Raw genomic sequence first — 25,860 nt, forward strand, 5'->3', positions numbered from 1 at the left:
ATGCAAAAATATATTGTTTTTGACTTTGATGGCACATTAGTAGATTCACAAAATATATTTGTACCGATTTATAATCAACTTGCTGAAAAACATGGGTATAAAGCAGTAAAGGAAGACGAAATTGAACATTTACGTAAATTAACGATGCCAGAGAGATGTAAACAACTTAATGTACCACTGTATAAACTACCGATATTAGCGTTGGAATTTTATAAATTATATCAGCCTGCTATAAAAAATCTCGTTTTGTTCCATGGGATGAAAGAAGTATTAGATGAACTACATAAAAAAGGCTACGGAATTGCAGTCATATCATCGAACTCAGAAGAGCATATTCGGGCGTTTTTACACAAGAATGGTATCGAAAATATTCAAGAAGTGTATTGTTCTAAAAATTTGTTTGGTAAAGATAAAATGATAAAAAGATTTTTGAAATCAAAAAAAATAACAGAGAAAGATATGTTATATGTCGGTGATGAACAGCGAGACGTAGCAGCGTGTAAAAAGGCTGGAGTGAACGTAATTTGGGTATCTTGGGGATATGATGTTATTGAAACAGTGAAAAAAGATGCACCAGATTACATGGTTCATAAGCCGATGGAAATTGTGCAAGTAGTACAAGGAGCGTATTCTTAATATGAATACACTGCGAGCAGGCATTCATCATATTGAATTTTGGGTAGCAAATTTAGAGGAATCCATTTCTTTTTATAATAAGTTGTTTTCCATAATTGGGTGGAGAAAGTTAAATGAAATAGCATATAGCACAGGAGAAAGTGAAATATACTTTAAAGAAGTAGATGAGGAAATTGTAAGGACGTTAGGGCCTAGACATATTTGTTATCAAGCTATTCATAGAGAAGTAGTTGAGGAAGTAGCAGATTTTCTTTCTAGTACGAAAGTGAAGGTAATACGTGGTCCAATTGAAATGAATCATTATTCGGAAGGTTACTATACGATTGATTTTTACGATCCGAATGGATTTATTGTAGAAGTTGCCTATACACCAAATGCAGAAATGTAAGGGGAATAGATATGAAGATAATTACAGCATGGCAAAACAATATACAAATAGTAAAAAATGCAGTGGATATTAAAGAAATTTCTAAAGGTTTTTCACCTGATAAGAAATATATAATTACGAGTGCGAATAATGATAAATATTTATTGCGGACAGGCGATATAAAAGAGTATGAAAGAAAGAAAATAGAGTTTCAAATTTTAAATGAAATGCAAAATCGTAGTGTGCAAGCACAAAAACCAATTGAAATAGGTTTGTTGGCAGAAGAAGGTTTATGCTATGGCATCTTTTCGTATTTAGAAGGGGAAGATGCGAAGAAGTTATTGCCTACGTATTCACCAAAAGAACAATATGATATTGGTATAGAGGCAGGGAAAGATTTAGCAAAAATGCATACATATGAAGCTCCTAATAATATACTTCCATGGTATGAAAGAGCAATGAAAAAACATAGTAAATATTTAGAGGCATATAAAACATGTGGAATAAACATAAAAAATGATGATAAAATCATAAAGTTTATTGAAGAAAATGAAATATATTTAAAGAACCGCCCAAATCGATTTCAACACGATGATTTTCACTTAGAAAATATAATTGTACGGGATGGAAAATATGTAGGTGTTGTTGATTTTAATGGCTACGATTGGGGCGATCCACTTCATGATTTTGTGAAAATTGCACTGTTTGCAAGGGACATTAGTATTCCGTATTCAATCGGACAAATAGAAGGATACTTTAATAGAAAAATACCAGAGGAATTCTGGAAATTATACACGGTGTACGTTGGTATGACAGTTTTCTCCTCAGTTGTCTGGACATTACGAGCAGCGCCGCATATGTTAGATGATATGTTAGAGCGCCTTACTATAGTTTTAGAGGATCATAATAACTTTGAGTTATCGAAGCCAATTTGGTTTCAATCAGATAAGATTGATATGAAATAGAAAAGGTAGGTGTGATTCGCACCTACCTTTATTTTTTACCATCAAAATACTTATTTAATTTTCTTAAATGTAAGCGGCTGAGTACTTAATGTAGCTGGTACATGTAACTGAAGGGATGGGAATTCACCACTTACATTCATTTCATAAGCGAATAATAAGCTCATTTTCATTTGGAATAAGTCAACTTTTGCAGAGAAGATGTCGTAATGATGATGCCCTAATTGAATATCCATTTCCATAAATTGTACATATAACGAATCATCTCGTTTGTATACTTGTAATGTTCCGTATGCAGGATGTTCAAAAGTACCAGTATAATCCTCTAACTTGTGCGAAGGTGTAGTCCCTTTAATTTGTTCAGGGAGGGATTCAGTTGCTTCTTTCATCATTTCCTTCATTTTTTTAGTATCTTCTACAGCACGTTTATGCCAATCAATGGATTCTAATTCAAGTAGTTCGTCATAAATTTGATTAGCGAGATAAGTAGGAAGTAATGTTCCTCCAGCATTCGTTAAAATGACAAGGCCTATGTTTTCTGTTGGTATGAATGAAACAAGCGCTGAAAATCCATCGATATTACCGCCATGATGAATCACTTTTTTACCACGATAAGCGCTAATAAACCAACCAAGACCGTAACTATTTAATGGAGATTCAGGGAGTGATAAAACCGGTTGGTCTGGAATTGAATTGTGTGGTGTATACATTTGTTGTAATAATTCAGAGGAGATTAATTCATGATCTCCAAATTTTCCTTCATTTAAGTGGAGAAGTACCCAATTTGCCATATCTTCAATTGTGGAATTAATACACCCAGCAGCGCCAACTGTATCGATGTTACGGAATGGAACTGCTTTTATTTCACCGTCATTTTCAATGTAAGGTAAAGCGTAATCATCTGTAGTTTGTGAATCGTTAACAGAGAAGTTTGTATGTCTCATATTTAAAGGTTCTAAAATATGTTCTGTAGTGTATTGCTCCCACGTTTGATTTGTAATGTTTTCAACAATGTAGCTAATTGTTGCATACATTAAATTGTTATATAGAAATGCAGTTCGGAACGGTGCATCAAGTGGTAAATGTTTTATTTTTTCAACGAGATCTTTTCGAGATAAGGAAGAACTGTACCAAAGAGCCTCATGACGACTCACTCCAGTTCGATGAGAAGCTAAATCCCGTCCTGTAACTTGTGAGCTAGCAAGTAGTTCAGATAAAGTAAAGTTAGGTATATAAGACTGGATAGGGGTATCCCAATTAAACTTTTTTTGCTGTGCTAACAAGCTTAATGAAAGTGTGCCAAATGCTTTCGTTGAGGAACCGATTGCGAATCGAGTATTCGGTGTAACAGCCTCTTTTGTTTCTATATTACGATAGCCGAAACCTTCTGAAATAATAACTTCACCGTCTTTTATAACAGCGACAGCAGCACCAGGAACATTTAAATCCTTCATCATTTTTTCAGCCGTTGTTTGTAAAGAAGTCATAACAGGCGTTTCAATTTTAGACATACTTCTAACCTCCAAATATAAATTTTGTTCTACCGCACTATACTTTCGGTAATAGAAAATGAAAACCTTTTTATATTTGGAAAGTTAATAATTTTGTAAGAATTAGCGCAAGAAATTTTATTAATTAGGATTATTAAATTTATCATTTTTCATGTTATGATAAATTGCATATACGATTGAAAGAAGGTTTTCCTACATATGAAACATGCTGAAAATGAATACTTAAATTTATGCCGCCATGTAATGGAACATGGTACGAAGAAAGAAGACCGTACAGGGACAGGCACTGTATCTGTATTTGGATATCAAATGCGTTTTGATCTAAGTAAAGGTTTTCCTTTATTAACAACAAAGAGAGTACCGTTTCGCCTTGTAGCAAGTGAACTGCTTTGGTTTATGAAAGGTGATACAAATATTCGCTATTTATTGCAGCATAATAATAACATTTGGAATGAATGGGCTTTTAAGAGCTGGGTAGAAAGTGATGAGTATACTGGTCCTGACATGACTGATTTTGGTCTTCGCTCACAACAAGATGAAGAATTTAAAGTACAGTACGACGAGCAAATGGAATTGTTTAAAAAGAACGTTTTAGAAGATGATGAGTTCTCAAATAAATATGGTTATTTAGGAGACGTTTACGGTAAACAGTGGCGTGCTTGGAAAACGACAGCTGGTGAGACACTTGATCAATTAAAAGATGTAATTGAAATGATTAAAAAAACACCAGACTCACGTCGTTTAATCGTTTCTGCCTGGAATCCAGAAGATGTACCAAGTATGGCCTTACCGCCTTGTCATACGCTATTCCAGTTTTATGTAGCAGATGGAAAGCTTTCTTGTCAGTTATATCAAAGAAGTGGTGACATATTCCTTGGGATTCCATTTAACATTGCAAGTTACTCACTACTAACACATTTAATTGCACATGAATGCGGACTTGAAGTGGGAGAATTTGTTCATACAATTGGTGATGCACACATTTATACAAATCATTTTGAACAAGTAGAAAAGCAATTGGCACGTGAACCACGTCCATTCCCGAAACTTACATTAAATCCAGATGTGAAATCTGTTTTCGATTTTGAAATGGAAGATTTAACGATTGAAGGATACGATCCGCATCCAGCAATTAAAGCACCGGTTGCAGTATAATTGTAGAGGAGATGAAAAAATGATTGTTTCATTTATGGTCGCTATGGACGAAAATAGAGTAATTGGTAAAGATAATAATTTACCTTGGCGTTTACCGAGTGAATTACAATACGTGAAGAAAACAACGATGGGTCACCCGCTTATTATGGGAAGAAAGAACTATGAAGCGATTGGTAGACCACTGCCTGGAAGACGTAATATTATTGTAACTCGTAATGAAGGGTATCATGTTGAAGGTTGTGAAGTTGTTCATTCTGTAGAAGAAGTGTTTGAACTATGTAAAAATGAAGAAGAGATTTTTATTTTTGGTGGAGCGCAAATTTACGACCTCTTTTTACCTTATGTAGACAAGTTATATATAACAAAAATCCATCATGCATTTGAAGGAGATACATTCTTCCCAGAAATAGATATGACAAATTGGAAAGAGATTTTTGTAGAAAAAGGTTTAACGGATGAAAAAAACCCATATACGTATTATTACCATGTATATGAGAAACAACAATAATAAAAAAGATTGATGTGAGAATTCGCATCAATCTTTTTATTTATATTCACCAATATAAGTTTATAGATGAGATTCGATAGTGCTATAATGATAGGTAGCATGTAAAAATGCTAAAATTTTCAAAAGTACTAATATAGAAAGAGGAGGAGAATCGATTGAGAAAGATATGGGGGATTCTTTTTCTTTGCTTAACATTCATGTTAGTTGGATGTGGTAAAGAAGAAAAACCACAAGAAGCGTTTGATACATATGTAAAAGCGTGGAATAAACAAAAATTTGCAGATATGTATGATCAACTATCAAAAAATGCAAAAAAAGATATTTCAAAGAAAGAGTTTACTGAGAAATATGAAAAAATTTATTCTGGTATCGAAGTGAAAGACTTAAAGGTAGAAACAGGGGAAGTAAAAGAAGATAAAAAAGATGAAGGCCCTGTTCCTTTTAAAGTAAGCATGGATACAGTTGGTGGTAAAATTACATTTGGTCATGAAGCAAAAATGGTGAAAGAAAAAGATGGAGATAAAGAATCTTGGAAAATAGATTGGACTCCTGATTTTATTTTCCCAGGCATGACGAAAGATAGTAAAGTGCGTATGCAGACAACACAGCCAAAACGTGGTGAAATATACGATCGTAATGGAAAAGGTCTTGCAACGAATGGGAAAGCTTCTGAAATCGGATTGATTCCTGAAAAGTTAGGCGATGCTGCTCCGCAAACGAAAGAAACAGTAGCGAAGTTATTAAATATGTCTGTAGAAGAAATTGATCAAAAATTAGCTGCTAAATGGGTAAAACCAGGGTATCTCGTACCAATTGGAATTTTGCCTGAAGGGGCAACACAAAATACGTACATTGATTTACCAGGTGTTTCAACAAAACCTGTAAATGTTCGTACATATCCGTTAGGGGAAGCGGCAGCTCATCTGACTGGTTATATTGGAAAGGTAAATGCTGAAGATTTAAAAACGCTACAAAAGAAAGGCTATCAAGCTGATGACCCAGTTGGTAAAGCTGGTTTAGAGCAAGTATTAGAGGAAAAGCTACGCGGTAAAAAAGGTGGCCGTGTCTTTGTAGAAGATGCGCAAGGAAAAGAAATTAAAAACTTGGCAAAAACAGATGCTGTTGATGGAGAAAATGTAACTTTAACTATTGATAGTGTTGTTCAAGAAAAAACGTATAATGAAATGAAGGGCGAAGCTGGTTCAAGTGCAGCAATTAATCCGAAAAGTGGAGAAACAATTGCACTAGTAAGTAGTCCAGCATATGATCCTAATATAATTGCACGAGGGACATCGAAGGCACAACGCGAAGCTTGGAATAATGATCCGAAAAAACCAATGACAAATCGCTTTACACAATTGTCGGTACCAGGTTCTGTATTTAAACCTATTACAGCTGCAATTGGTCTTGAAACGAAAACAATTGATCCAAAAGAAGAGTTGAAAATTGAAGGATTAAAATGGACAAAAGATTCTTCTTGGGGTAATTACTATGTAACGCGTGTGAAAGATGCAAATCCGATTGATCTTGATAAGGCGATGAAATACTCGGATAATATTTACTTCGCACAAGAAGCTTTGAAAATCGGAAAAGACAAGTTTATGAGTGAAGCAAAAAAATTCGGATTCGATGAGAAACTACCAATTGAATATGGATTCCCTGCTTCTAAAATTGCAAATGACGGCATTAAAAATGATATTCAAATGGCAGATACGGGATATGGACAAGGACAAGTATTAATGACTCCTCTTCATTTAGCTTTAACGTATGCGCCAATTGTAAATGATGGAACGATTCCGTCACCGTATATTATTAAAACAGATAAACAACCAAAAGCTTGGAAAGAAAATGTAATTTCTAAAGGAAATCAGGATATATTAAAAACTGCAATGACGAAAGTAATTAATGATCCAGATGGTACAGGGAAAATTGCTAAAATTGATGGTATGACTCTTGCTGGAAAAACAGGTACAGCGGAATTAAAAGTATCAAAAGAGGCCGAAGGAAAAGAACTAGGTTGGTTCGCTGCATTTGATTTAAATTCCCCAGATATGGTCATTACAATGATGATTGAAGATGTAAAAGGTAGAGGCGGAAGTAATATTCCAGCTGAAAAAGTAAAACATGTATTTCAAAAATAATATGTAATAGTAGGCTATCTCTATAAGTTGTAGAGGTAGCCTTTTTATATGAAAGAGTTCGTAATATCTGTATACTGAATTTTAAGGAAACAAAGTAAATCATTAACTTACGAAAAAAAAGTAGCTATTTTTTATTGACATTGATTAAAACTTTTTGTATTATACTTACATAAGGTAAGTTATTAACTTTTAAAAAACAAATCTTGAATTAAAGATAAAGAGAAAAAAGGGAGAGAATACAATGACAAAAGTACTATTTATTACAGCAAATCCAAATTCAGCAGAAGGTTCTTTCGGAATGGCAGTAGGGGAAGCTTTCATTGAAGCTTATAAAAACGAACATCCACAAGACGAAGTTGTAACAATTGATTTATTCAACACTACAGTACCAGCAATTGATGCAGATGTATTTGCTGCTTGGGGTAAATTTGCAGCAGGTGAAGGCTTTGAAGCTTTAACTGAAGTTCAACAACAAAAAGTAGCAGCAATGAACACAAACTTAGAAACATTTATGAATGCAGATCGTTATGTATTCGTAACTCCAATGTGGAACTTTAGTTATCCACCAGTAGTAAAAGCATACTTAGATAACGTAGCAATCGCAGGTAAAACATTCAAATATACTGAAAATGGTCCAGTCGGCTTATTAGAAGGTAAAAAAGCGCTTCACATTCAGGCAACAGGTGGCGTATATTCTGAAGGAGCATACGCAGCTGTAGACTTCGGTCGCAATCACTTAAAGACTGTATTAGGATTTGTCGGTGTAAATGATACTGAATATATTGCAGTTGAAGGTATGAATGCAAACCCTGAAAAAGCACAAGAAATTAAAGAAGCAGCAATTGCTAATGCTCGTGAATTAGCAAAACGTTTCTAATATAGAATGCTTAAAAAGTCCGAACACTTGCTGTTTGGACTTTTTTTCTTCTTTTTCCTTCGTTTGTCTAGTATAATGAAGGTCGGAATGATAATAGGTGGGGGTTCTGTATGATTCAAACGTTTTTTAAAATCTTTTATTTAATTTTAATCGTAATTGCGATTACACCGAGAATGTGGCGTCTTAAAAGACAAGTAAATACGATGGCGCCAAAAGAAAAAGATAATGCTGTGTATAAAACGACAAATTGGTTTGGTAAGAAAATGGTACGTGTAGCTGGAGGGGCAGTAGAAGTGAAAGGACTTGAAAATGTTCCGAAAGACAAGCCAGTACTAGTTGTAAGTAATCACCAAAGTAATATGGATATCCCTGTTTTACTAGGTTACTTAAATAAACCAATTGGATTCGTTTCAAAAGCAGAGATTAAAAAGTTCCCAGTTGTACCAACTTGGATGGAACTGATGAATTGTGTATTTATGGATCGTAGCGATCGTCGTCAATCTCTTCAAGCGATTAAAGATGGAATTGAACTATTAAAGAATGGACATTCTATCGTAATTTTCCCTGAAGGAACGAGAAGTAAGGGCGGCGAAGTTGGAGAGTTTAAGGCTGGTAGTTTTCATCTTGCAGTAAAGTCAGGTGTAGCAATTTTACCTGTAACGTTAGATGGTACATATAAGATGTTTGAAGCGAATGGAAATCGTATGAAGCCAGCTCATGCAACAGTAACAATTTCTAAGCCGATTACACCTGAAGATTATGCGAATATGGATATTAAAGAATTAACGAAGCATACACAGGAAGTTATTGCATCACAATTACATAAGTAATAAAAAAGGATTCAGCTTATCGTAAGCTGAATCCTTTTTATTATGCTGTAGGTAAGACATAAAAGAGTACACAGAAGAACATCATCGCACTACCACCTAAAACGAACAGGTGCCATATGGCATGGTTGAAAGGTAGCTTTTCCCAAAGGAAGAATATAGCTCCGACAGAATATAAAATGCCACCTGCTAAAAGTAGTGAAAAACCATGTCCAGTTAGATTTTCATAAAGTGGTTTAATAGCAACGATTATGAGCCATCCCATTATGATATAACATAGCGTTGATGCCTTAATAAAGCGACGTACAAAGAAAATTTTGAAGACGATACCTCCGATTGCTAGTGTCCATATTATAGCAAGCAACGTCCATCCTAATGGGCCACGAAGTGTAATAAGTAGAAAAGGAGTATACGTGCCAGCAATCAATAAGTAAATGGCTGAATGATCTAAAATAGTAAATATTTTTTCTACTTTAGGATGATGAATGCTATGTAGCAAGGTTGAAAACAAGTACAGTAAGAACATACTTACACCATAAACAGTAAATGCAACTACGGCTGATGCGGTACCGTGCTTAGAAGCATGAATAATCAATATGATTAAGGCAGGGATGCTTAAAATGGCACCGATACCATGTGTAATTGCATTTGCAATTTCTTCTTTTACAAATTGGGTCATTCGTGTCATTTTTTCAGTCATAATGCAAATCCTTTCTACTATCATAAAATAATATGTCATTTCCCTTACCATATCATACACAAGAGCAATAGAAAATGAAATTTGTATAATTGATTATATTTTTGAATTTTTTTGACAAAAGACAATGGATTTGTTGACGTTTTCAAACTTTTTTGACAAAATAAAATTATGTAATAGTAGGACAAGGAAACTACTAATAAAGGGGATGGGGAAATGTTTTCAAATATTGGCTTTCCAGGGTTAATTTTAATTTTAGTAGCAGTACTCATTTTATTTGGACCTAAAAAATTGCCGGAAATCGGGAAGGCTTTAGGGGAAACGTTAAAAGAGTTTAAAAAATCAACGAAAGAATTGACAGATGACGCATTTCAAGAAAAGGAAAAGAAAGAAAAAATGTAGTGTATTTTCCTTGTAATGGATAAATAAAGTGTGGTGAACGAGATGGAAAATCGGGAAATGAGCGTAGTAGAACATATTGTTGAGCTTCGAAAAAGAGTAATATATACGGTGTTATCCTTTGTACTATTTTTAATTATTGGATTTACTTTTACAAAGGATATTTATTTTTGGCTTGTAAAAGATTTACCAATGAAATTAACTGTTCTCGGTCCAAGTGATGTATTGTGGATTTTTTTCTCGATTGCTACAGTATTTGCTATCGTTTGTACAATTCCTTTTGCTGCTATACAAATTTGGTTATTTGTAAAACCGGGTTTACATCCAAATGAACAAAAGATGACAATAATGTATATACCGGTATTGTCTATATTATTTATTGCAGGTTTATGTTTTGGATACTTTATTGTAATGCCGTTTCTATTTCACTTTTTAACTATGATAGGTAATGAAATGTTTAATACGATGTTTACGACAGAAAAGTATTTTCATTTTGTACTTAATTTAACAGTTCCATTTGCTGTGATTTTTGAATTGCCAGTCGTTGTAATGTTTTTAACTAGTATTGGAATACTTACGGCGGAATTTTTAATAAAAATAAGAAGGTATGCTTACGTAGCATTAATTATCATTGCATCTTGTATATCACCGCCAGACTTTTTATCTCATAGTTTAGTTGCAGTGCCGCTTATTTGTATTTATGAAGTAAGTATTGCGTTATCAAAGGTTGTTAGTAAGAGGAAAAAGAAAAGAGAAGAAATGCAGTCGAAAAGTGCCTCGTTATAAAGGCACTTTTTTATTTATTTGTTATACTATAGCTATAAACGTATACAATATATAGAAGAAAAAAATTATAGAATCTCCAAAATTTAGACAAACTTTGCGCTTTTATAAGCTTATACTAAATGTATTAAACAATTGATGGATAATGAGATTCCCGTCTCAGAGATATTTAGGGCGGGAAGGTGAATTAGGTGGAGATGAATAGAGTATAAATCTTCTAGCCATAAGGACTACAGAAATCATATAAGTCTGATTTTACTCCACTTTAAACAACGTGTTACAGCGCAAAGTAGAGGAAGTTCAAAAATCCAATGAAAAAGAGGATTGATATTGTGATTACGAAAAGTTTTTATTTCACTCATTCAACAGGGGATTGCATTAAAATATTCGAAATCCCTGTCCTACAGGCACAGCATCCATTATCGTTTCTAATTCAGTCTCGTCTTCAATTATTTATTGCAAAAATTCAAAAACAAAAACACCCAAGATTTTCGTATTCTTTCCGTGAATATTTACAAAATTGTTTGAAGTGGAATGATTATTTAAATGTATATAAAACAAATACCCTTGAAAAAAATGCATGATACGAAGTACGGACAGGGTTAGTAAACTCTGTCTTTTTCATTTTAGATATGAAAATATAATTAATTTGATGAAATTTCGTTCCAAATTGTTGAAAGCAATGGGAATACTAGTATAATAACAAGGAGAGCGTATTGGAAAGGGAAGAAGTATAGTATGCAAAAAATTAAAATTGTAACAGATTCAACGGCAGATTTATCACAAGACGTAATCGAAAAGTATGACATTCATGTTTTACCATTATCAATCTCTGTAAATGGACAAACATATTTAGATCGCGTTGATTTACAACCTGACGAATTTATTGAAGAAATGATTAAATCAGAGGAATTACCAAAAACATCACAACCAGCTATGGGTACATTTGTAGAAATGTATGACAAGCTAGGGGAAGATGGAAGCGAAGTCCTTTCTATCCATATGACAAGTGGAATGAGCGGTACTGTAGCAACTGCAAATAGCGCTGCATCAATGACTGATACAAAAGTAACAGTTGTTGATTCTCAATTTATTACACATGCTTTAGCATATCAAGTAATTGAAGCTGCAAAAATGGCAAATGACGGACGCTCACTAGAAGAAATTTTAAAACGTGTAGATGAAGTAAGAAAGAATACTCGTTTATATGTAGTAGTGGATACATTAGAAAACTTAGTGAAGGGTGGACGTATCGGTAAAGGAAAAGCGTTTATCGGTTCTCTACTTAATATAAAGCCAATTGCTAGTCTTGAAGACGGTGTTTATAATCCTGTAACGAAAGTTCGTAGCCAAGGCCAAATTGTAAAAACATTAGCTAAGTTATTTGAGCAAGATACGGCTGGAAAAGTCGTAAAAGCTGTTGCAATTCCGCATGCGAAAGCAATTCCTTTAGCTGAAAGTATGAAAGCGGCGGTTGAAAAAGTAAGTGGATTTGCTCAATCAGAAATTTTCTATACAACGCCTATTATTAGTACTCATACAGGTCCGGGCGCAATCGGATTTATGTATTTAGCAGAGTAATAAAAAAGCTACTTGAAAATATATTTCAAGTAGCTTTTTTATGTAAATAGAAAGTAAGAAATAAGAAGAGCTACACAGGCACTACCGCTAATGATATAGCGAGTCTGTAAATATTCATTCATAGAAAACACCCTTTATCCCGCTATTTGTGGACAGTAAAACTCTCTACCTCAAATTTAGCTGGAGCAAAGAGGTTAGGTAGCGGGCTGCCCGTAAAAGCTTGATTGGTGAAGGAAAATAATCAGTGGGGATGAAGAAAACCCACTAATTAAAGTTTCACTATAGGATTTTCTATATTATATGTTGGATATAGAAAATCAGTCATTACGTTACACATGTAAAGTTTCAATTTTTTCGTTTATTTGCTTATTATTTGTTGCGTTACTATAAATAAAAGTTTGACCTAAAAAGAGTACATGCAGTTGTTCCCACGGTAACATGCGCAAATTCCAATTATTTCGAAGTCTAGTTATTGCTTCACGAGGTGTTTCATCGGCGAGTGCAAAAGCTCCGTAATGCATTGGTATAAAATGCGTAGCGTTTAAATCTAAATAAGCTTGCACGGCCTCTTCAGGTGAAACATGAGATACTTTCATAAACCATTCTGGTTCATAAGCGCCAATGGGCATAAGAGCAATATCAATTAAAAAGCGTTCACCAATTTCTTTGAAACCTTGGAAATAGCCACTGTCACCACAAAAATATATGGTTTCCATAGTCGTTTCATTATCAATAATCCATCCACCCCAGTGAGACGTATTCATATCAAATAAGAATCTTCTCGTCCAGTGCTGAGCGGGTACGAAGTGAAAAGAAACTTCGTTAATTATCGTACTTTCCCACCATTTATACTCTTCTACATGTTTAAATTTCTTACGAGTAAATAATTTTTTTAATCCAATAGGTACAAGATATAGAACATCATCATTCAACTGACGAAGAGTTGAAAAATCTAAATGATCATAATGACCATGTGAAATAAGGACAATATCAATTTTAGGTAGTGCTTCTATAGAGAGTCCAGGTTCTGTAAGTCTTGGAACTAGCTTTAATTTATTAGCCCATACTGGATCTGTTAATATATTAAGTCCATTCGTTTGGATAAGAAAAGTGGAATGCCCAATCCATGTGATAGTCGTTTTTTCAACATTACTTTGCAAAAATGCACTTTGTTTAACGGGTGATTGTTCTACTAAGAAAGAAAAATCTTTTTTGTTTTGCTTTCGTTCTTTACGCCAGCGTAAAAAAGAGCGAATTGATTTTTTTGTACTAACATTATCCATATTTTCATAGCGCTTTGCCATGAACATCACCTCATTTAAAATCGTTGTATTTGTATTGTACCGAAATGTTGTTAAGGAATACAGTGTAAAACATGGATTAATGTTTAAGGAATTGTTAAAAAATAGGGAGAGGTATTTACAAAAGTAACAATAAAATTAGTTTTATCACTTTTATTTAGAGAAATAATAGTAAAAAAATATATTTTGTCTAGTAATTCGCTTGAAATAAAAAAGTAACATACGTAAATTCGTACGATTTCGTGAACAAATGTAGTAAACAATTTTCTCGTAGTGTTAACTTTTGTTATTATAAACATAACCTATTTAAATTTAGGATAGAGAAAAGAGGTTTATAAATGAAGCGTTATCAAAAAATAATTGGTCTTATGGTTGTATTTTGTCTCTTTGTACTTGCTGGATGTAGTGAATCAGGTTCAAAGCTTCGTAAACCATTAAATTGGGATTTAGAAACCTTCCAATTTACAAATCAAGATGGAAAGCAATTTGGTACAAAAGATTTAAAAGGGAAAGTTTGGGTTGCAGATTTTATGTTCACAAATTGTCAGACAGTTTGTCCACCAATGACTGCAAATATGGCCAAGCTCCAAAAGATGGCAAAAGAAGAGAAATTAGACGTTCAGTTTGTTTCATTTAGTGTAGATCCAGACCTTGATAAGCCAGAAAATCTGAAAGCTTTTATTCAAAAGTTTACAGAGGATACTAGTAACTGGAATTTATTAACGGGGTATTCGTTAGAAGATATTACAAAGTTTTCAAAAGATAATTTCCAATCACTTGTAGATAAGCCGGAGAACGGTCAGGTCATGCATGGTACATCATTTTATTTAATTGATCAAAACGGAAAAGTAATGAAAAAGTATAGTGGCATTAGTAATACGCCATACGAAGACATTATACGTGATATGAAGCGATTAGTGGGTTGAAAATAAGGGTGCATAGCACCCTTATTTTTTTGCATTAGTCTATCGATAAAATGTCATGTTGCTGGGGAAGTTTCGGCGCCCGAATTTCTAATACGCCGTTTTGATAAGAAGCTTTTGCCGCTTTTTTATTAATTGAATACGGCAATTTAATCAATCTTGATGCTTCTGAAATGGAACGTTCTCGGCGATAATAGTTATGGGATGTTTGTTCTTCTTCCTCTTCAAGTATCTCTTCTTTTACAGAGACTTTTAAGTATTCACTTTGTATTTCAATTTGGATTTGTTCTTTTTGTATACCTGGTAGTTCAGCTGTAACAACGAGTTCTTCACCAACTTCATATAAATCTACAGGGAATGTTAATAAACGGTTTCCTTTTTGGAAAAAATGATTTAAATCAGCGATTACATTGCGAAGAGGTGTTTGCTCGAAGAAATCATCAATTTGCTTTAAGTAATTACGAACCGGTGGGCGAGAAGAATCTTTTTTTTCTTCACTCATGGTATTCCCTCCTAGAAATCAATTTGCAATATCATATGACAAAAGCGGAGAAAGGTGAGTGCCTAGTTTTCATGTTTTCATAAAAAATTGTTAAAAATGTGAAATGGAGTGATTTTTTTATAGTTTTTGGTCGCCATATTCAGTTGATTATGCTAGTATAAATAGGGTTGATATAGTAGTATAGAGACAGAATGAAAACTGAAAGAGGGTAAGAAGTATGTGTGGTTTTGTAGGATGTTTATGTGAAAACCCTAGAGAGTTTTCAGAAACAGAAAAACATCAATTTGAAAATATGAACACGATGATTTTCCACCGTGGTCCAGATGACGAAGGATATTTTCGTGATGAACATGTACAATTTGGCTTCCGCCGTTTAAGCATCATTGACTTAGAGGCAGGACATCAGCCGCTAACTTATGAAAATGATCGATATGTAATTATTTTTAATGGTGAAATTTACAACTATGTAGAATTACGTGAAATGTTACTTGAAAAAGGTGCAACGTTTGCAACGCAATCTGATACAGAAGTTATCATTGCATTGTATGCACATATGAAAGAAAAATGTGTAGATTACCTTCGTGGTATGTTTGCATTTATGATTTGGGATCGTGAAGAAAAGAAACTTTTCGGTGCACGTGATCACTTCGGTATTAAACCTTTATACATCGCACAACAAGGTGATACTACATTCTTCGCATCTGAGAAGAAAAGTATTATGCATGTGATGGAAGATAAAGGCGTTAATCCAACGTCACTACAACATTACTTTACGTACCAATATGGTCCAGAGCCAGAAACTTTAACAATTGATGTTAATAAAATCGAGCCTGGTCATTATTTCGTAAAAGAAATCGGTAAAGAGATGGAAATCCATCGCTACTGGAAACCTTATTTCAACGCTTCAAGTGCAACGAAAGAGGAGCATATCCAAGCAATTCGTGATGTGTTATATGATTCAGTAAAAGTGCATATGCGTAGTGATGTACCAGTAGGTTCATTCTTATCTGGTGGTATCGATTCATCTATCATCGCTTCTATCGCAAGAGAAATGAATCCAAATCTTTTAACATTCTCTGTTGGTTTTGAGCAACGTGGTTTCAGTGAAGTTGATGTTGCGAAAGAAACTGCTGAGAAATTAGGCGTTAAAAACCATAACGTATTCATTTCAGCGAAAGAATTTATGGATGAGTTCCCAAAAATCATTTGGCATATGGATGATCCTTTAGCTGATCCAGCAGCTGTACCATTGTACTTCGTTGCGAAAGAAGCACGTAAACATGTAACAGTTGTTCTTTCTGGTGAAGGCGCAGACGAGCTATTTGGTGGTTATAACATTTACCGTGAGCCAAACTCACTAAAAATGTTCTCTTACATTCCTAGTCCAGGTAAGAGCGTTCTAAAAGCATTAAGTGGTGCTCTTAAAGAAGGATTTAAAGGTAAGAGCTTCCTAGAGCGTGGATGTACACCAATTGAAGAGCGTTACTATGGAAATGCTAAAATCTTCCGTGAAGAAGAAAAAGCTGAATTAATGAAGTATTACAATGAAAGTGTTAACTATATGGATATCACGAAACCATTGTATAACGAGATTAAAGATTATGATGATGTAAGTAAAATGCAGTACATTGACATGTTCACATGGTTACGCGGTGACATTTTATTAAAAGCTGATAAAATGACAATGGCAAACTCATTAGAACTTCGTGTACCGTTCTTAGATAAAGAAGTATTCGATGTTGCATCTAAAATTCCAACTGAATTTAAGATTGCTAACGGAACTACGAAAGCTATTTTACGTGAAGCAGCACGCGGAATCGTTCCAGATCACGTATTAGATCGTAAAAAACTTGGATTCCCAGTACCAATTCGTCACTGGTTAAAAGACGAAATGCATGATTGGGCTATAAATATTATAAACGAAAGTAAGACAGAGCATTTAATCGACAAACAGTATGTATTAAACTTACTGGAAGCACATTGTGCAGATAAAGGCGATTATAGCCGTAAAATTTGGACTGTACTTGCGTTTATGGTATGGCACCAAATTTATGTTGAGCATAAATACGATACGAATAAGTTCCATGAAGAAACAAAACGTGCGTATAGCTTAGTTTAATTAGAAAAACCTTAAGATCGCATACGGTCTTAAGGTTTTTTTCATAAATAGGAAGTATTATTGATACAATAATAGTAAAAGGATGGACAACATATGATTACGTTTGAGAAAGTTACTGTAGAAAATGAAAGCGTTGTTAAAGAAATGTTTAAATCGCATAGTTTAGGTGAGAAAAAGGTACAGTACTGTGTGAAAGTTGATGATACATATATTGGTGTAATAGATTATAGTGTACAAGAGGAACGGGCTGTTTTATCACAGCTAATTATTCATTTTGACTACCAAGGTTACGGTTATGGTACAAATACGTATTTTACATTTGAAGAAATGATGAAACAAAGAAATGTGAAAGAAATAAAAGTGCTACAAGAGAAATTAACAGAAAAGGCGAAGTCTTTCATAGAGAGTTTTGGTTTTACTTCAGAAGATGAAGAGTATGTAAAGAAAATATAACGATGATTATTTATGCGATACAATAAATATAAGGCAGGTGGATGTATGACGATGACTTCTGGTCTTGTATTAATTGGAGGGTGCTTTATAGTAGCAGAATTATGTCATATAATCATTCGGAAAAGAATGATTAAGAAAAAAAAGCCGTATGAATTACAATACGTCCCTGTCTTTTTCATTATGTTTTGCATGCTTAGTACATTACAAAATCTAATAAACTTTCCACCACTTGTAAATGTTTTTTTAAAGTTCGGTTTACTTTATAGTGGTGTTGGAATAGCACTTTTATTTATTTTATTTTGCATACGTTATGTTCACTATCAATCGTATATATTTATTTTAAATTGGTTAAAGCAAGATGATAGAAACCGCCTTACATAAGGCGGTTTTTTATTTGCAATTGTAACAGAACTTGTACATTTCACATAAAATAGGACGAGTAGAAATGCAAACATATTACAAGAAAGGGGCGGGGCAATAAAATGAAACTTGTTATAGACGCAGGGCACGGTGGATATGATTCTGGTGCTGTTGGTAATGGTTTAGTAGAAAAAAACTTAACACTTCAAATTGCTAGACGCGTTCGAGACATTTTAACGGTAAATTACCCAATTACAATTAAAATGACACGTGATAGTGATGTGTTTATTTCTTTATCTGAACGTGCTAATATTGCTAATGCTTTCAGTGCGGATTATTTTATTTCATTTCATATTAATAGCGGCGGGGGTACAGGTTTTGAAAGTTATATTTATAATGCGTTATCCAATAGCAGCACTGCATATGCAAAGCAACAAAAAATGCATACAGCTGTCAATCCTGTATTAACAAAATATGGTCTTCGTGATCGAGGAGCAAAAAAAGAAAATTATGCGGTATTAAGAGAAACCGCAATGGATGCAATTTTAACTGAGACTGCTTTTATTGATACAGCTTTTGATGCAAATTTATTAAAAAATCCACAATTTATTGAAGATCTAAGTCAAGCGTATGCAAATGGAATAGCAGCTATTTTTGGAGTAGCTCCAAATCCACAACCTCCTAACCCACAACCGGTACCTCAAACGAAGGGAATCGCTTATGTTCTTGGGAAAAATGTAAATTTAAGAAATGGTCCATCAACTTCTTCCACAGTTATTCGTCAATTAAATTCTCCAGAATCTTACGTTGTATATCAAGAAAGTAACGGATGGCTAGATTTGGGGAATGGACAATGGGTGTATAATGATTCTTCTTACATTAATTTTGTAAAGACAAGCAATAGTGATGGAAGCCCGATTGGGGTTGCATATATACAAGGGATGGATGTAAATTTAAGAAGTGGTCCATCAACTACATCTGCAGTTATCCGCCAATTAAATTCTCCAGAATCTTATTTAGTATATATAAATGAAAATGGTTGGTTAAACCTTGGTGGAAATCAGTGGGTATATAATGACCCAGCGTATATTAAGTATACTCAATATTAGGAATTGAAATGATAGTGCAATATGGATGCGTATCCTTGTTATGTATAACAAGGATACGCATTTTAATAACAACATTTTTTTCATACTTATGCACTATGTTTTAAAAAGAAACATTAGAAAAGCGGATAGAATCTAAATAGTATATATTAAAAAAGTTTTCTGATATACATTGACAATGTATGTAAGATACATTAATCTTTAAATGTTAATGATAATCGATTTCATCTGGGGAGGGCATATGATACATACTAAAAAACTAATTATGTTCTGCATTATGATACTCATGGTTGTAATTGCAGGATGTAGTAAAGAAGAGAAAAAAGAAAATAATATATCAGCGAAAGCAAAAGATTCATATACGGTAAAGCATGCAATGGGTGAAACGACAGTAAATGGTACACCTAAAAAAGTTGTTGTTTTAACAAATGAAGGCGCAGAGGCTCTCCTAGCTGTGGGCGTAACGCCAGTGGGGACTACGAAACCACGTGCTGGTGATGAATGGTATCCTCATTTAGCGAAAGAGTTAAAAAACACGGAAGTTGTAGGAACTGAACGTGATATTAATTTAGAGGCTGTAATGAAGCTTAAGCCAGATTTAATTATCGGAAATAAAATGCGTCATGAAAAAATATATGATCAGCTAAAAGAAATCGCACCAACTGTTTATGCAGAAACATTACGCGGTGATTGGAAAGAAAACTTTACACTTTATACAAAAGCTGTAAATAAAGAAAAAGAAGGGCAAAAAGCTCTTGATGATTATAAAAAACGCATTGAAGGAATGAAAGAGAAGTTAGGCGATAAATTGAATTCTAAAGTTTCTATTATTCGTTTCGTGCCAGGTGATGTTCGTATTTATCAAAAAAACTCATTCTCGGGCGTTGTTTTAAATGATATTGGATTTAAACGACCACCATTACAAGATAAAGATGATTTTGCGATAAAAGGAATTACAAAAGAGCAGATTCCAAATATGAACGGAGACTACTTATTCTATTTCACGTCTGATAAAGATGCAGATAAGAATAATGAAGGAAATTCGTTAGCGAAGGAATGGACAGAAGATCCACTCTTTAAGCAACTACAGGCTTCTAAAAATAATAAAGTATTCCAAGTGGATGAGGTAATCTGGAATACAGCAGGCGGTATTAAAGCTGCGAACCTTATGTTAGATGATATTGAAAAATATTTCCTTAAATAAATGATAAAATACATCACTTTTACGAAGTGATGTATTTTTAGTTTGTGAAAATACAGAAAATTTCTTCTTTCAGGGTGTCATAAGTTGTACAATAAAATCAATCATGTGATAAAGGAGTGGGGAAGAATGAAAGCTACTCATAAAGATTGGATCTTGTTTAATGGGAGAATGATTAATACGAAAGAAGAACAGCCGATGGTAGCATTAGAAGAGAGAGGCTTCCAATTTGGTGATGGGATTTATGAAGTATTTAGACTATACGATGGCAAGCCTCATTTATTAGATTTACATTTGGAACGATTCTTTAACTCTATGGCAGAAATAAAACTAATTCCACCATTTACGAAGGAAGAATTAGTAGAAGAGTTATATCAAATGATTGAAAAAAATCAATTTCAAGAAGATGGGAATGTATATTTACAAATATCAAGAGGTGCACAACCGCGCAATCATGTATATGAATCAGATTTACAACCGACATATTTTGCAAATCTTGTTTCGTTCCCAAGACCAGTTGCTTCAATGGAGGCAGGGATTAAGGTGACAGTAGAAGAGGACATCAGGTGGAAGTTTTGCCATATAAAATCTTTAAATTTGCTTCCTAATATCATGATCAAAAACAAAATAAATGAACAAGGGTATCAAGAAGCAATATTAGTACGAGATGGTATTGTGACTGAAGGGTGTCATTCCAATTTCTTTATCGTGAAGAATAATAAGTTGATTACACATCCAGCGGATCATTTCATTTTACATGGTATTACACGTCACTATGTAATTACATTAGCGAAAGAGTTACATATCGATGTAGAGGAACGAGAGTTTTCATTACAAGAAGTATATGACGCTGAGGAGTGCTTCTTTACAGCGACGCCACTTGAAATATTCCCAGTCGTTCAAATTGGTGATGAACAGTTCGGGGCTGGTGAAAGAGGACCAATTACGAAAAAACTACAAGCTGCATACGAAGAGAGTATTCGTTTGTTTAAAATGACAAATTAATCATGAAGAAAAAAGCTGGTATTCTTCCGGCTTTTTTTCATGATATAATTCAAGCATAGGACAAGTTTTGAAAACGCTGTAAAAAGGGGATTTAATATATGAATTATGAAGATTTTAAAGAAGTAATTCACGGAAGACGAAGTGTTAGAAAGTTTACAGATCAAGAAGTATCTACTAATGATATAAAAGAAATAATTGATTGTGCTCGTTACGCACCAAGTGATACGAATTCACAAACGTGGGAATTCTTAGTTATCATGAATCGAGAGAAGATTAAAGAAATTGAACAAATGACGTGGGATGCATTACATAAACTTGCGGCAAAAGCAGCAGAAAATGGAGAAGAGAAAGCAGGGAAATTACTTACACGTTCTTTCGGACCATATGCAACAGCTTTCTCGGAGGCACCAGTATTAATCGTATGTTTGGCAACACCATATGAATCAAAGTTCCGTGAAAAGATATTTGATCCAATTGCTTTTGTTCCAAATTCAGTTTGGGAGGAAGAAGGCATTAAGAGTAGCTGTTTAGCGGCACAAAACTTAATGTTAGCTGCACATGCAAAGGGACTTGGTACTTGTCCAATGACAGGGCCAGTATTGCTAGCTCAAGATGAACTGCGCCAATATTTACAAGTTGAGCCTGAAAAACAAATAAATATGGTTATTTCACTCGGATTTCCGAAAGATAAACCGAAGAAACTTCCAAGAAAAGAAGTAGATGAGATTACAACGTTTGTTTTTTAATTGCTGTATAGAAAAGACATTGAATTAACAATGTCTTTTTATTTTTGAGGGTATGTAATTCATATGTTGGGCTAAAATGATAGATAAGAGGAAATTACTATTTATTTCATAAAAAAAATTAATGTTCTATTAAGGAAAGTATGATACATTAATCGTGAGCAAGATTCTATTTGTTCATGAAAGTGTTGAAAGTAGTCTCAAAATTTAAAAGTTATTTTTGTATAATAAATTATAATGAAGTTACAGGGGGGATGAATTTTGAAAAAATTCATAATCACTGGATTGTCTGTATTGTTATTAGTTGGTTGCGGTGCTCCACAGGAAAAAGAGGACGCGCAATCAAAACAGGAAGAACAAGTTGTAAACGCAAGTGATGAGAATATGGTTGTATTTCCTGAAGGAGCAATGTCAATTGGAGAAGGGAAAGTAAAAGTTATTACTCCAGATGGTACTTCTGAAAACGGCAATATACCGACTGTATTCATCAAAAAGGATACGTTAATTCAGCAAGTTGAATTAGAACTTTCTAATTTTCAAAGTGATAAAGAAACATTCGTATTTGTAGATCAAATGTATACAGATAAACATCAAGTAACTAGTACAACGCAGACAACAGTGCAGTTAAAAGAAAAAACGCTGGAAACAGGTAGTCATACAATTACTGCAGTTCAGTATGAAAACAATGACCCGAAAGGAAAGGTTATTAGTTTTAATCAAGCAACATTTGAGACAAAACCTGCGTCTTAATAAGAATAAAAAGTACATTACTCAAAAAGTAGTGTGCTTTTTTGTTTGGACTAAAGTGGGCAAGAGTGAATAACTTATTTCATTTTCTAATACGATTAAATAGGAAGTAATCACTTGTTACTACTATGACAGAGAAAGAGGTTGAATACGTGAATCGGTGTATTCGTATCATTTTGATTAGCCTAATGATGGCAGTAATTTGGTTTACGATACAAGAGTTTATGCAAATAACGCTCAATTATCAAATTCATGACTTGTTAATAGGAGCTATTTGTTTTACCATTGTTTATCTATTATATGATAAACTCGGACTAAGGTAAGTTTCAGAAGAAAAATGTAGGTATTTCATTTGAAATGTCGAATAGTACATACGATGTCGTAATAACAAATTTTCTATTGTTTACTGTGAAACAGAAGAAGGAGAGATAGTGGTTATGAAACGAGCTCTTATTAATATTGATTATACATATGATTTTGTAGCGGAAAAGGGTGCTTTAACTTGCGGGAAACCAGGACAGGAAATTGAGAAGGAAATTGTACATATAACGAAGCAATATATTGAAAATGGAGATTACGTTGTCTTTGCTATTGATAAACATGAAGAAAATGATGTATATCATCCAGAATCAAAGTTATTCCCACCTCATAATATAGCTGGTACAAGTGGAAGAGATTTGTTTGGTGAATTACAAGATGTGTACGAAACATATAAAAATGCAGAGAATGTATATTATATGGACAAAACGCGATACAGTGCGTTTGCTGGAACGGATTTAGAGATGAAGCTAAGAGAAAGAGGAATAGAAGAAGTTCATCTTGTAGGTGTTTGTACTGATATTTGTGTTCTTCATACAGCAGTAGATGCTTATAATAAAGGGTTTAAAATTGTTGTTTATGAAAAGGCGGTTGCATCTTTTAATGCACAAGGGCATGAATATGCACTTGGACATTTTAAGTCATGCTTACATGCAGAAGTGAAGTGAAAAAAGAGGCCTTTAAAAAAGGTCTCTTTTATTTGTCCATGTTCATTGAAAACAGCTACAGCAGAGTGGTCTTGATCCGACAACTTTTCTAAGTTCTTCAATATATCCCATTGTATGTAACCTCCGTAAGAAAAAATAAGAGCAAATAAACTATTCGTTATTATGTAAATATATTCCTCTTTATAAGGGGAGAGATGACATATAACTTATTTGTTTTATTTGGTAAAATATACATCAAAAAAGGTCAAACAAAAACTTTGACCTTTTTTGACCAAATGTTATAATAAAGGCAGAAAGAGATAATCTTTCATTCATAAATAATAAGGAGGAAAAAATATGCGTAATTTATTTCCAGAGATAACAAAACGTCAAAATGGCATTTTTGATTTTGGGCCTTCTTTATTAGAAGGGATGACAGATGCTTTCTTTAAGCCACTGAACATGGATACTTTTAAAGTAGATGTTCATGAGCAATCTGGTAAATATACTGTGAAAGCAGATTTACCAGGTTTTCAAAAAGAAAACATTCAAGTTGATTTTGAACAAGATATATTAACGATCCAAGCAACGAATCATAATGAAGTAGACGAAAAAAATGAGAATGGCACATATATTCGTAAAGAACGTTCTATAGGTTCTGTAACTCGACGCTTTAATTTTAAACAAGTTGAGGAAGAAAATGTTAAAGCAAATTATAAAGATGGCGTACTGACAATTGAATTGCCAAAATTGAAAGAAGAAAAAAGTAGTAAGACAACAATTAATATTGAATAAAAGAGCTGATAAATTCAGCTCTTTTTTTACGTAGTTAATGAATAAATGAGTTGAAATCGTAATGAGATGAATAAAGTTTTAACGTATAAAAAAATTTCACGATTCGCTCCCCCTTAGGTTATTAAAAAGGGTATATTTAAAGGGAAAGGAAAAAGAACACCTAGACATACTGTTTAAGGTGAATTAGTAATAGAGTCAAAATACATAGTAAGGATAGTGGCATTTTAGATTAAGATAATAGATTTTTCTGGAACAAACTTAGGCGATTATGAATTTTTTAATTAGTAAGGAAGTGGTTAAATGAGCTTATTAACGTATACTGAAGAATTTTTTAATTATGTAAGAGAGTTTTTACTTTTAAGATTTTTACTATTTGCTTTAGTTTTAATCATTATTTCTTTTGTAATAAACCGTATTATTGATTGGTTTTTTAGGAAATCAAGCTTTTTTGATGAAGAGGTAGAGCAGACGATTCAAAGTGTAATTCGATCTATTTTTAGATATATCATTATCATCAGTCTTATCATATATTTAATTAGCCAATTTGTAGATATAAAAAGTATTATTGCAGGTGCAGGGATAGCTGGAGTTGTCATCGGTTTTGCTGCACAACAGATGCTAAAAGATGTTATATTAGGCTTTGCAAGATTAGCGGACAAAGAGTTTCGGGTTGGTGATTTTGTAACTTTTAACGGAACAAATTCAGGAACTATTGAAGAGATTAGTATTCGTTTTATGCAAATTCGTGAATGGTCAGGAAAACTACTTACCATCCCGCACGGAGAGATTAGAACGATACAAAATTTTAATAAAGGATGGATGCGTGTAATTGAACGCATCACGGTAAGTTATCAGGAAGATCCAACAAGAGTGAAGGAATTGTTAGAAGAAGTATGTGTTATATGCAATGAAGAATTGAATCAAACTCTTTATAGAGTAGAGGATGAGGCTGTTGAACCATTTAAATACGTCGGTGTTACAGACTTAAATCCTAACTTGAAATATGTTGGCTATGAATTTTGTATTACAGGTTTAATAAAGCCAGAAGATTATTTTGAAACTTCTAGACAAGTAAGATTTGAATTAATGTCTATGTTCCATAAGAATCAAGTGCAAATGCCAGCAGCGAATATGGTTGTTACTACTGAAGGTTTACAGCATATCCATGGTGGACAATCTTTATCGGACAGCTAAAG

Annotated in this window: 29 protein-coding genes; 25 read left to right on the top strand and 4 right to left on the bottom strand. The window is 33.6% G+C overall.

What is annotated here, in order from left to right:
• The 3 genes from MHH55_RS05195 to MHH55_RS05205 are packed head-to-tail and all read left to right on the top strand — an operon-like array spanning position 1 to position 1,968.
• Positions 1–636 (top strand): HAD family hydrolase, encoded by a 636-nt coding sequence (locus tag MHH55_RS05195; protein WP_025687389.1) that lies wholly within the window; start codon positions 1–3, stop codon positions 634–636.
• A gap of 1 nt (position 637) precedes the next feature.
• Positions 638–1,024, top strand: coding sequence for a VOC family protein (locus MHH55_RS05200; protein ID WP_001094664.1), 387 nt, complete (start codon positions 638–640; stop codon positions 1,022–1,024).
• 11 nt (positions 1,025–1,035) lie between these two features.
• Positions 1,036–1,968, top strand: a complete 933-nt coding sequence (locus MHH55_RS05205; RefSeq protein ID WP_000692086.1) for an aminoglycoside phosphotransferase family protein — start codon at positions 1,036–1,038, stop codon at positions 1,966–1,968.
• A gap of 50 nt (positions 1,969–2,018) precedes the next feature.
• Here the strand turns inward: MHH55_RS05205 and MHH55_RS05210 are convergent, their stop codons facing one another.
• Positions 2,019–3,476: a serine hydrolase gene (locus MHH55_RS05210; RefSeq protein ID WP_000034322.1), complete on the bottom strand. Its 1,458-nt coding sequence runs from the start codon at positions 3,474–3,476 to the stop codon at positions 2,019–2,021.
• Between the two features lie 198 nt (positions 3,477–3,674).
• Here MHH55_RS05210 and MHH55_RS05215 point away from each other — a divergent pair, with 198 nt between their 5' ends.
• The 5 genes from MHH55_RS05215 to MHH55_RS05235 all read left to right on the top strand — a co-directional run bounded on the left by MHH55_RS05215 (position 3,675) and on the right by MHH55_RS05235 (position 8,987).
• Entirely contained in the window at positions 3,675–4,631 is a 957-nt protein-coding gene (locus MHH55_RS05215; protein WP_000679609.1) for a thymidylate synthase, read from the top strand.
• A 19-nt stretch (positions 4,632–4,650) separates the two neighbouring features.
• Entirely contained in the window at positions 4,651–5,139 is a 489-nt protein-coding gene (locus MHH55_RS05220) for a dihydrofolate reductase (RefSeq protein ID WP_000637205.1), read from the top strand.
• A 155-nt stretch (positions 5,140–5,294) separates the two neighbouring features.
• A complete protein-coding gene (pbpC, locus tag MHH55_RS05225) occupies positions 5,295–7,280 on the top strand; it encodes a penicillin-binding protein 3 (RefSeq protein WP_001227240.1) in 1,986 nt (661 codons plus the stop codon).
• Between the two features lie 241 nt (positions 7,281–7,521).
• Complete coding sequence (locus MHH55_RS05230; protein WP_000170025.1) at positions 7,522–8,157, top strand: FMN-dependent NADH-azoreductase; 636 nt, start codon at positions 7,522–7,524, stop codon at positions 8,155–8,157.
• Positions 8,158–8,267: 110 nt separating this feature from the next.
• Positions 8,268–8,987 (top strand): lysophospholipid acyltransferase family protein, encoded by a 720-nt coding sequence (locus MHH55_RS05235; protein ID WP_000616577.1) that lies wholly within the window; start codon positions 8,268–8,270, stop codon positions 8,985–8,987.
• A gap of 40 nt (positions 8,988–9,027) precedes the next feature.
• Here the strand turns inward: MHH55_RS05235 and trhA are convergent, their stop codons facing one another.
• Positions 9,028–9,684 (bottom strand): PAQR family membrane homeostasis protein TrhA, encoded by a 657-nt coding sequence (trhA, locus tag MHH55_RS05240; protein ID WP_000136889.1) that lies wholly within the window; start codon positions 9,682–9,684, stop codon positions 9,028–9,030.
• Between the two features lie 213 nt (positions 9,685–9,897).
• On the opposite strand from trhA, the gene MHH55_RS05245 reads away from it, so the two are divergent.
• The 4 genes from MHH55_RS05245 (at position 9,898) to MHH55_RS05260 (ending at position 12,444) form a co-directional block, all read left to right on the top strand.
• Entirely contained in the window at positions 9,898–10,083 is a 186-nt protein-coding gene (locus tag MHH55_RS05245; RefSeq protein ID WP_000492443.1) for a twin-arginine translocase TatA/TatE family subunit, read from the top strand.
• A 42-nt stretch (positions 10,084–10,125) separates the two neighbouring features.
• The gene (gene tatC, locus MHH55_RS05250) at positions 10,126–10,866 is read left to right on the top strand and encodes a twin-arginine translocase subunit TatC (protein WP_078186880.1); all 741 of its coding nucleotides are present in this window, start codon (positions 10,126–10,128) and stop codon (positions 10,864–10,866) included.
• 329 nt (positions 10,867–11,195) lie between these two features.
• Positions 11,196–11,447 carry a DUF2535 family protein gene (locus tag MHH55_RS05255; protein ID WP_000629012.1) on the top strand — a complete coding sequence of 84 codons (252 nt, stop codon included), beginning with the start codon at positions 11,196–11,198 and terminating at the stop codon, positions 11,445–11,447.
• Between the two features lie 154 nt (positions 11,448–11,601).
• The gene (locus MHH55_RS05260) at positions 11,602–12,444 is read left to right on the top strand and encodes a DegV family protein (RefSeq protein WP_001169470.1); all 843 of its coding nucleotides are present in this window, start codon (positions 11,602–11,604) and stop codon (positions 12,442–12,444) included.
• 329 nt (positions 12,445–12,773) lie between these two features.
• Here MHH55_RS05260 and MHH55_RS05265 read toward each other — a convergent pair whose 3' ends face one another.
• Entirely contained in the window at positions 12,774–13,748 is a 975-nt protein-coding gene (locus tag MHH55_RS05265; protein WP_001129630.1) for an MBL fold metallo-hydrolase, read from the bottom strand.
• A 335-nt stretch (positions 13,749–14,083) separates the two neighbouring features.
• On the opposite strand from MHH55_RS05265, the gene MHH55_RS05270 reads away from it, so the two are divergent.
• Positions 14,084–14,671, top strand: coding sequence for an SCO family protein (locus tag MHH55_RS05270; protein WP_000833335.1), 588 nt, complete (start codon positions 14,084–14,086; stop codon positions 14,669–14,671).
• Between the two features lie 34 nt (positions 14,672–14,705).
• On the opposite strand, the gene MHH55_RS05275 is transcribed toward MHH55_RS05270, so the two are convergent.
• A complete protein-coding gene (locus tag MHH55_RS05275; protein ID WP_001288085.1) occupies positions 14,706–15,170 on the bottom strand; it encodes an Hsp20/alpha crystallin family protein in 465 nt (154 codons plus the stop codon).
• Between the two features lie 217 nt (positions 15,171–15,387).
• On the opposite strand from MHH55_RS05275, the gene asnB reads away from it, so the two are divergent.
• The 12 genes from asnB (at position 15,388) to MHH55_RS05335 (ending at position 25,858) form a co-directional block, all read left to right on the top strand.
• Positions 15,388–17,289 (top strand): asparagine synthase (glutamine-hydrolyzing), encoded by a 1,902-nt coding sequence (gene asnB / locus MHH55_RS05280; protein ID WP_000333816.1) that lies wholly within the window; start codon positions 15,388–15,390, stop codon positions 17,287–17,289.
• Between the two features lie 93 nt (positions 17,290–17,382).
• A complete protein-coding gene (locus MHH55_RS05285) occupies positions 17,383–17,742 on the top strand; it encodes a GNAT family N-acetyltransferase (RefSeq protein WP_000627523.1) in 360 nt (119 codons plus the stop codon).
• Between the two features lie 51 nt (positions 17,743–17,793).
• Positions 17,794–18,123 (top strand): hypothetical protein, encoded by a 330-nt coding sequence (locus tag MHH55_RS05290; RefSeq protein ID WP_000200455.1) that lies wholly within the window; start codon positions 17,794–17,796, stop codon positions 18,121–18,123.
• 101 nt (positions 18,124–18,224) lie between these two features.
• Positions 18,225–19,211, top strand: a complete 987-nt coding sequence (locus tag MHH55_RS05295) for an N-acetylmuramoyl-L-alanine amidase (protein WP_074553990.1) — start codon at positions 18,225–18,227, stop codon at positions 19,209–19,211.
• A 238-nt stretch (positions 19,212–19,449) separates the two neighbouring features.
• The gene (locus tag MHH55_RS05300; protein ID WP_074553988.1) at positions 19,450–20,412 is read left to right on the top strand and encodes an ABC transporter substrate-binding protein; all 963 of its coding nucleotides are present in this window, start codon (positions 19,450–19,452) and stop codon (positions 20,410–20,412) included.
• A gap of 126 nt (positions 20,413–20,538) precedes the next feature.
• Entirely contained in the window at positions 20,539–21,414 is an 876-nt protein-coding gene (gene dat / locus MHH55_RS05305) for a D-amino-acid transaminase (RefSeq protein ID WP_074553986.1), read from the top strand.
• A 98-nt stretch (positions 21,415–21,512) separates the two neighbouring features.
• Positions 21,513–22,160, top strand: a complete 648-nt coding sequence (locus MHH55_RS05310; RefSeq protein WP_001105288.1) for a nitroreductase family protein — start codon at positions 21,513–21,515, stop codon at positions 22,158–22,160.
• A 258-nt stretch (positions 22,161–22,418) separates the two neighbouring features.
• Positions 22,419–22,907, top strand: coding sequence for a hypothetical protein (locus MHH55_RS05315; RefSeq protein ID WP_000713496.1), 489 nt, complete (start codon positions 22,419–22,421; stop codon positions 22,905–22,907).
• Between the two features lie 125 nt (positions 22,908–23,032).
• On the top strand, positions 23,033–23,227 hold the full coding sequence (locus MHH55_RS05320) for a hypothetical protein (protein WP_017674122.1): 195 nt from the start codon (positions 23,033–23,035) through the stop codon (positions 23,225–23,227).
• Positions 23,228–23,341: 114 nt separating this feature from the next.
• Positions 23,342–23,890, top strand: coding sequence for a cysteine hydrolase family protein (locus MHH55_RS05325; protein WP_000816763.1), 549 nt, complete (start codon positions 23,342–23,344; stop codon positions 23,888–23,890).
• Between the two features lie 336 nt (positions 23,891–24,226).
• The gene (locus MHH55_RS05330; RefSeq protein WP_001245055.1) at positions 24,227–24,664 is read left to right on the top strand and encodes an Hsp20/alpha crystallin family protein; all 438 of its coding nucleotides are present in this window, start codon (positions 24,227–24,229) and stop codon (positions 24,662–24,664) included.
• 300 nt (positions 24,665–24,964) lie between these two features.
• Complete coding sequence (locus MHH55_RS05335) at positions 24,965–25,858, top strand: mechanosensitive ion channel family protein (RefSeq protein WP_000055427.1); 894 nt, start codon at positions 24,965–24,967, stop codon at positions 25,856–25,858.
• The last annotated feature ends 2 nt before the right edge of the window (positions 25,859–25,860 follow it).

It is taken from the genome of Bacillus sp. FSL K6-2944 (assembly GCF_038005385.1).
GTDB classification, from domain to species: domain Bacteria; phylum Bacillota; class Bacilli; order Bacillales; family Bacillaceae_G; genus Bacillus_A; species Bacillus_A cereus.

What these genes read in the sequence shown, in the direction of transcription:
- MHH55_RS05195 (WP_025687389.1), top strand. Translation starts at nt 1, where the DNA reads ATGCAAAAATATATTGTTTTTGACTTTGATGGCACATTAGTAGATTCA.
- MHH55_RS05230 (WP_000170025.1), top strand. Translation starts at nt 7,522, where the DNA reads ATGACAAAAGTACTATTTATTACAGCAAATCCAAATTCAGCAGAAGGT.
- tatC (WP_078186880.1), top strand. Translation starts at nt 10,126, where the DNA reads ATGGAAAATCGGGAAATGAGCGTAGTAGAACATATTGTTGAGCTTCGA.
- MHH55_RS05235 (WP_000616577.1), top strand. Translation starts at nt 8,268, where the DNA reads ATGATTCAAACGTTTTTTAAAATCTTTTATTTAATTTTAATCGTAATT.
- MHH55_RS05265 (WP_001129630.1), bottom strand. Translation starts at nt 13,748, where the DNA reads ATGGCAAAGCGCTATGAAAATATGGATAATGTTAGTACAAAAAAATCA.
- MHH55_RS05215 (WP_000679609.1), top strand. Translation starts at nt 3,675, where the DNA reads ATGAAACATGCTGAAAATGAATACTTAAATTTATGCCGCCATGTAATG.
- MHH55_RS05330 (WP_001245055.1), top strand. Translation starts at nt 24,227, where the DNA reads ATGCGTAATTTATTTCCAGAGATAACAAAACGTCAAAATGGCATTTTT.
- MHH55_RS05290 (WP_000200455.1), top strand. Translation starts at nt 17,794, where the DNA reads ATGACTTCTGGTCTTGTATTAATTGGAGGGTGCTTTATAGTAGCAGAA.
- MHH55_RS05320 (WP_017674122.1), top strand. Translation starts at nt 23,033, where the DNA reads ATGACAGAGAAAGAGGTTGAATACGTGAATCGGTGTATTCGTATCATT.
- trhA (WP_000136889.1), bottom strand. Translation starts at nt 9,684, where the DNA reads ATGACTGAAAAAATGACACGAATGACCCAATTTGTAAAAGAAGAAATT.
- asnB (WP_000333816.1), top strand. Translation starts at nt 15,388, where the DNA reads ATGTGTGGTTTTGTAGGATGTTTATGTGAAAACCCTAGAGAGTTTTCA.
- MHH55_RS05245 (WP_000492443.1), top strand. Translation starts at nt 9,898, where the DNA reads ATGTTTTCAAATATTGGCTTTCCAGGGTTAATTTTAATTTTAGTAGCA.
- MHH55_RS05205 (WP_000692086.1), top strand. Translation starts at nt 1,036, where the DNA reads ATGAAGATAATTACAGCATGGCAAAACAATATACAAATAGTAAAAAAT.
- MHH55_RS05200 (WP_001094664.1), top strand. Translation starts at nt 638, where the DNA reads ATGAATACACTGCGAGCAGGCATTCATCATATTGAATTTTGGGTAGCA.
- MHH55_RS05295 (WP_074553990.1), top strand. Translation starts at nt 18,225, where the DNA reads ATGAAACTTGTTATAGACGCAGGGCACGGTGGATATGATTCTGGTGCT.
- MHH55_RS05300 (WP_074553988.1), top strand. Translation starts at nt 19,450, where the DNA reads ATGATACATACTAAAAAACTAATTATGTTCTGCATTATGATACTCATG.
- MHH55_RS05270 (WP_000833335.1), top strand. Translation starts at nt 14,084, where the DNA reads ATGAAGCGTTATCAAAAAATAATTGGTCTTATGGTTGTATTTTGTCTC.
- dat (WP_074553986.1), top strand. Translation starts at nt 20,539, where the DNA reads ATGAAAGCTACTCATAAAGATTGGATCTTGTTTAATGGGAGAATGATT.
- MHH55_RS05260 (WP_001169470.1), top strand. Translation starts at nt 11,602, where the DNA reads ATGCAAAAAATTAAAATTGTAACAGATTCAACGGCAGATTTATCACAA.
- MHH55_RS05335 (WP_000055427.1), top strand. Translation starts at nt 24,965, where the DNA reads ATGAGCTTATTAACGTATACTGAAGAATTTTTTAATTATGTAAGAGAG.
- MHH55_RS05325 (WP_000816763.1), top strand. Translation starts at nt 23,342, where the DNA reads ATGAAACGAGCTCTTATTAATATTGATTATACATATGATTTTGTAGCG.
- MHH55_RS05210 (WP_000034322.1), bottom strand. Translation starts at nt 3,476, where the DNA reads ATGTCTAAAATTGAAACGCCTGTTATGACTTCTTTACAAACAACGGCT.
- MHH55_RS05310 (WP_001105288.1), top strand. Translation starts at nt 21,513, where the DNA reads ATGAATTATGAAGATTTTAAAGAAGTAATTCACGGAAGACGAAGTGTT.
- MHH55_RS05275 (WP_001288085.1), bottom strand. Translation starts at nt 15,170, where the DNA reads ATGAGTGAAGAAAAAAAAGATTCTTCTCGCCCACCGGTTCGTAATTAC.
- MHH55_RS05285 (WP_000627523.1), top strand. Translation starts at nt 17,383, where the DNA reads ATGATTACGTTTGAGAAAGTTACTGTAGAAAATGAAAGCGTTGTTAAA.
- MHH55_RS05220 (WP_000637205.1), top strand. Translation starts at nt 4,651, where the DNA reads ATGATTGTTTCATTTATGGTCGCTATGGACGAAAATAGAGTAATTGGT.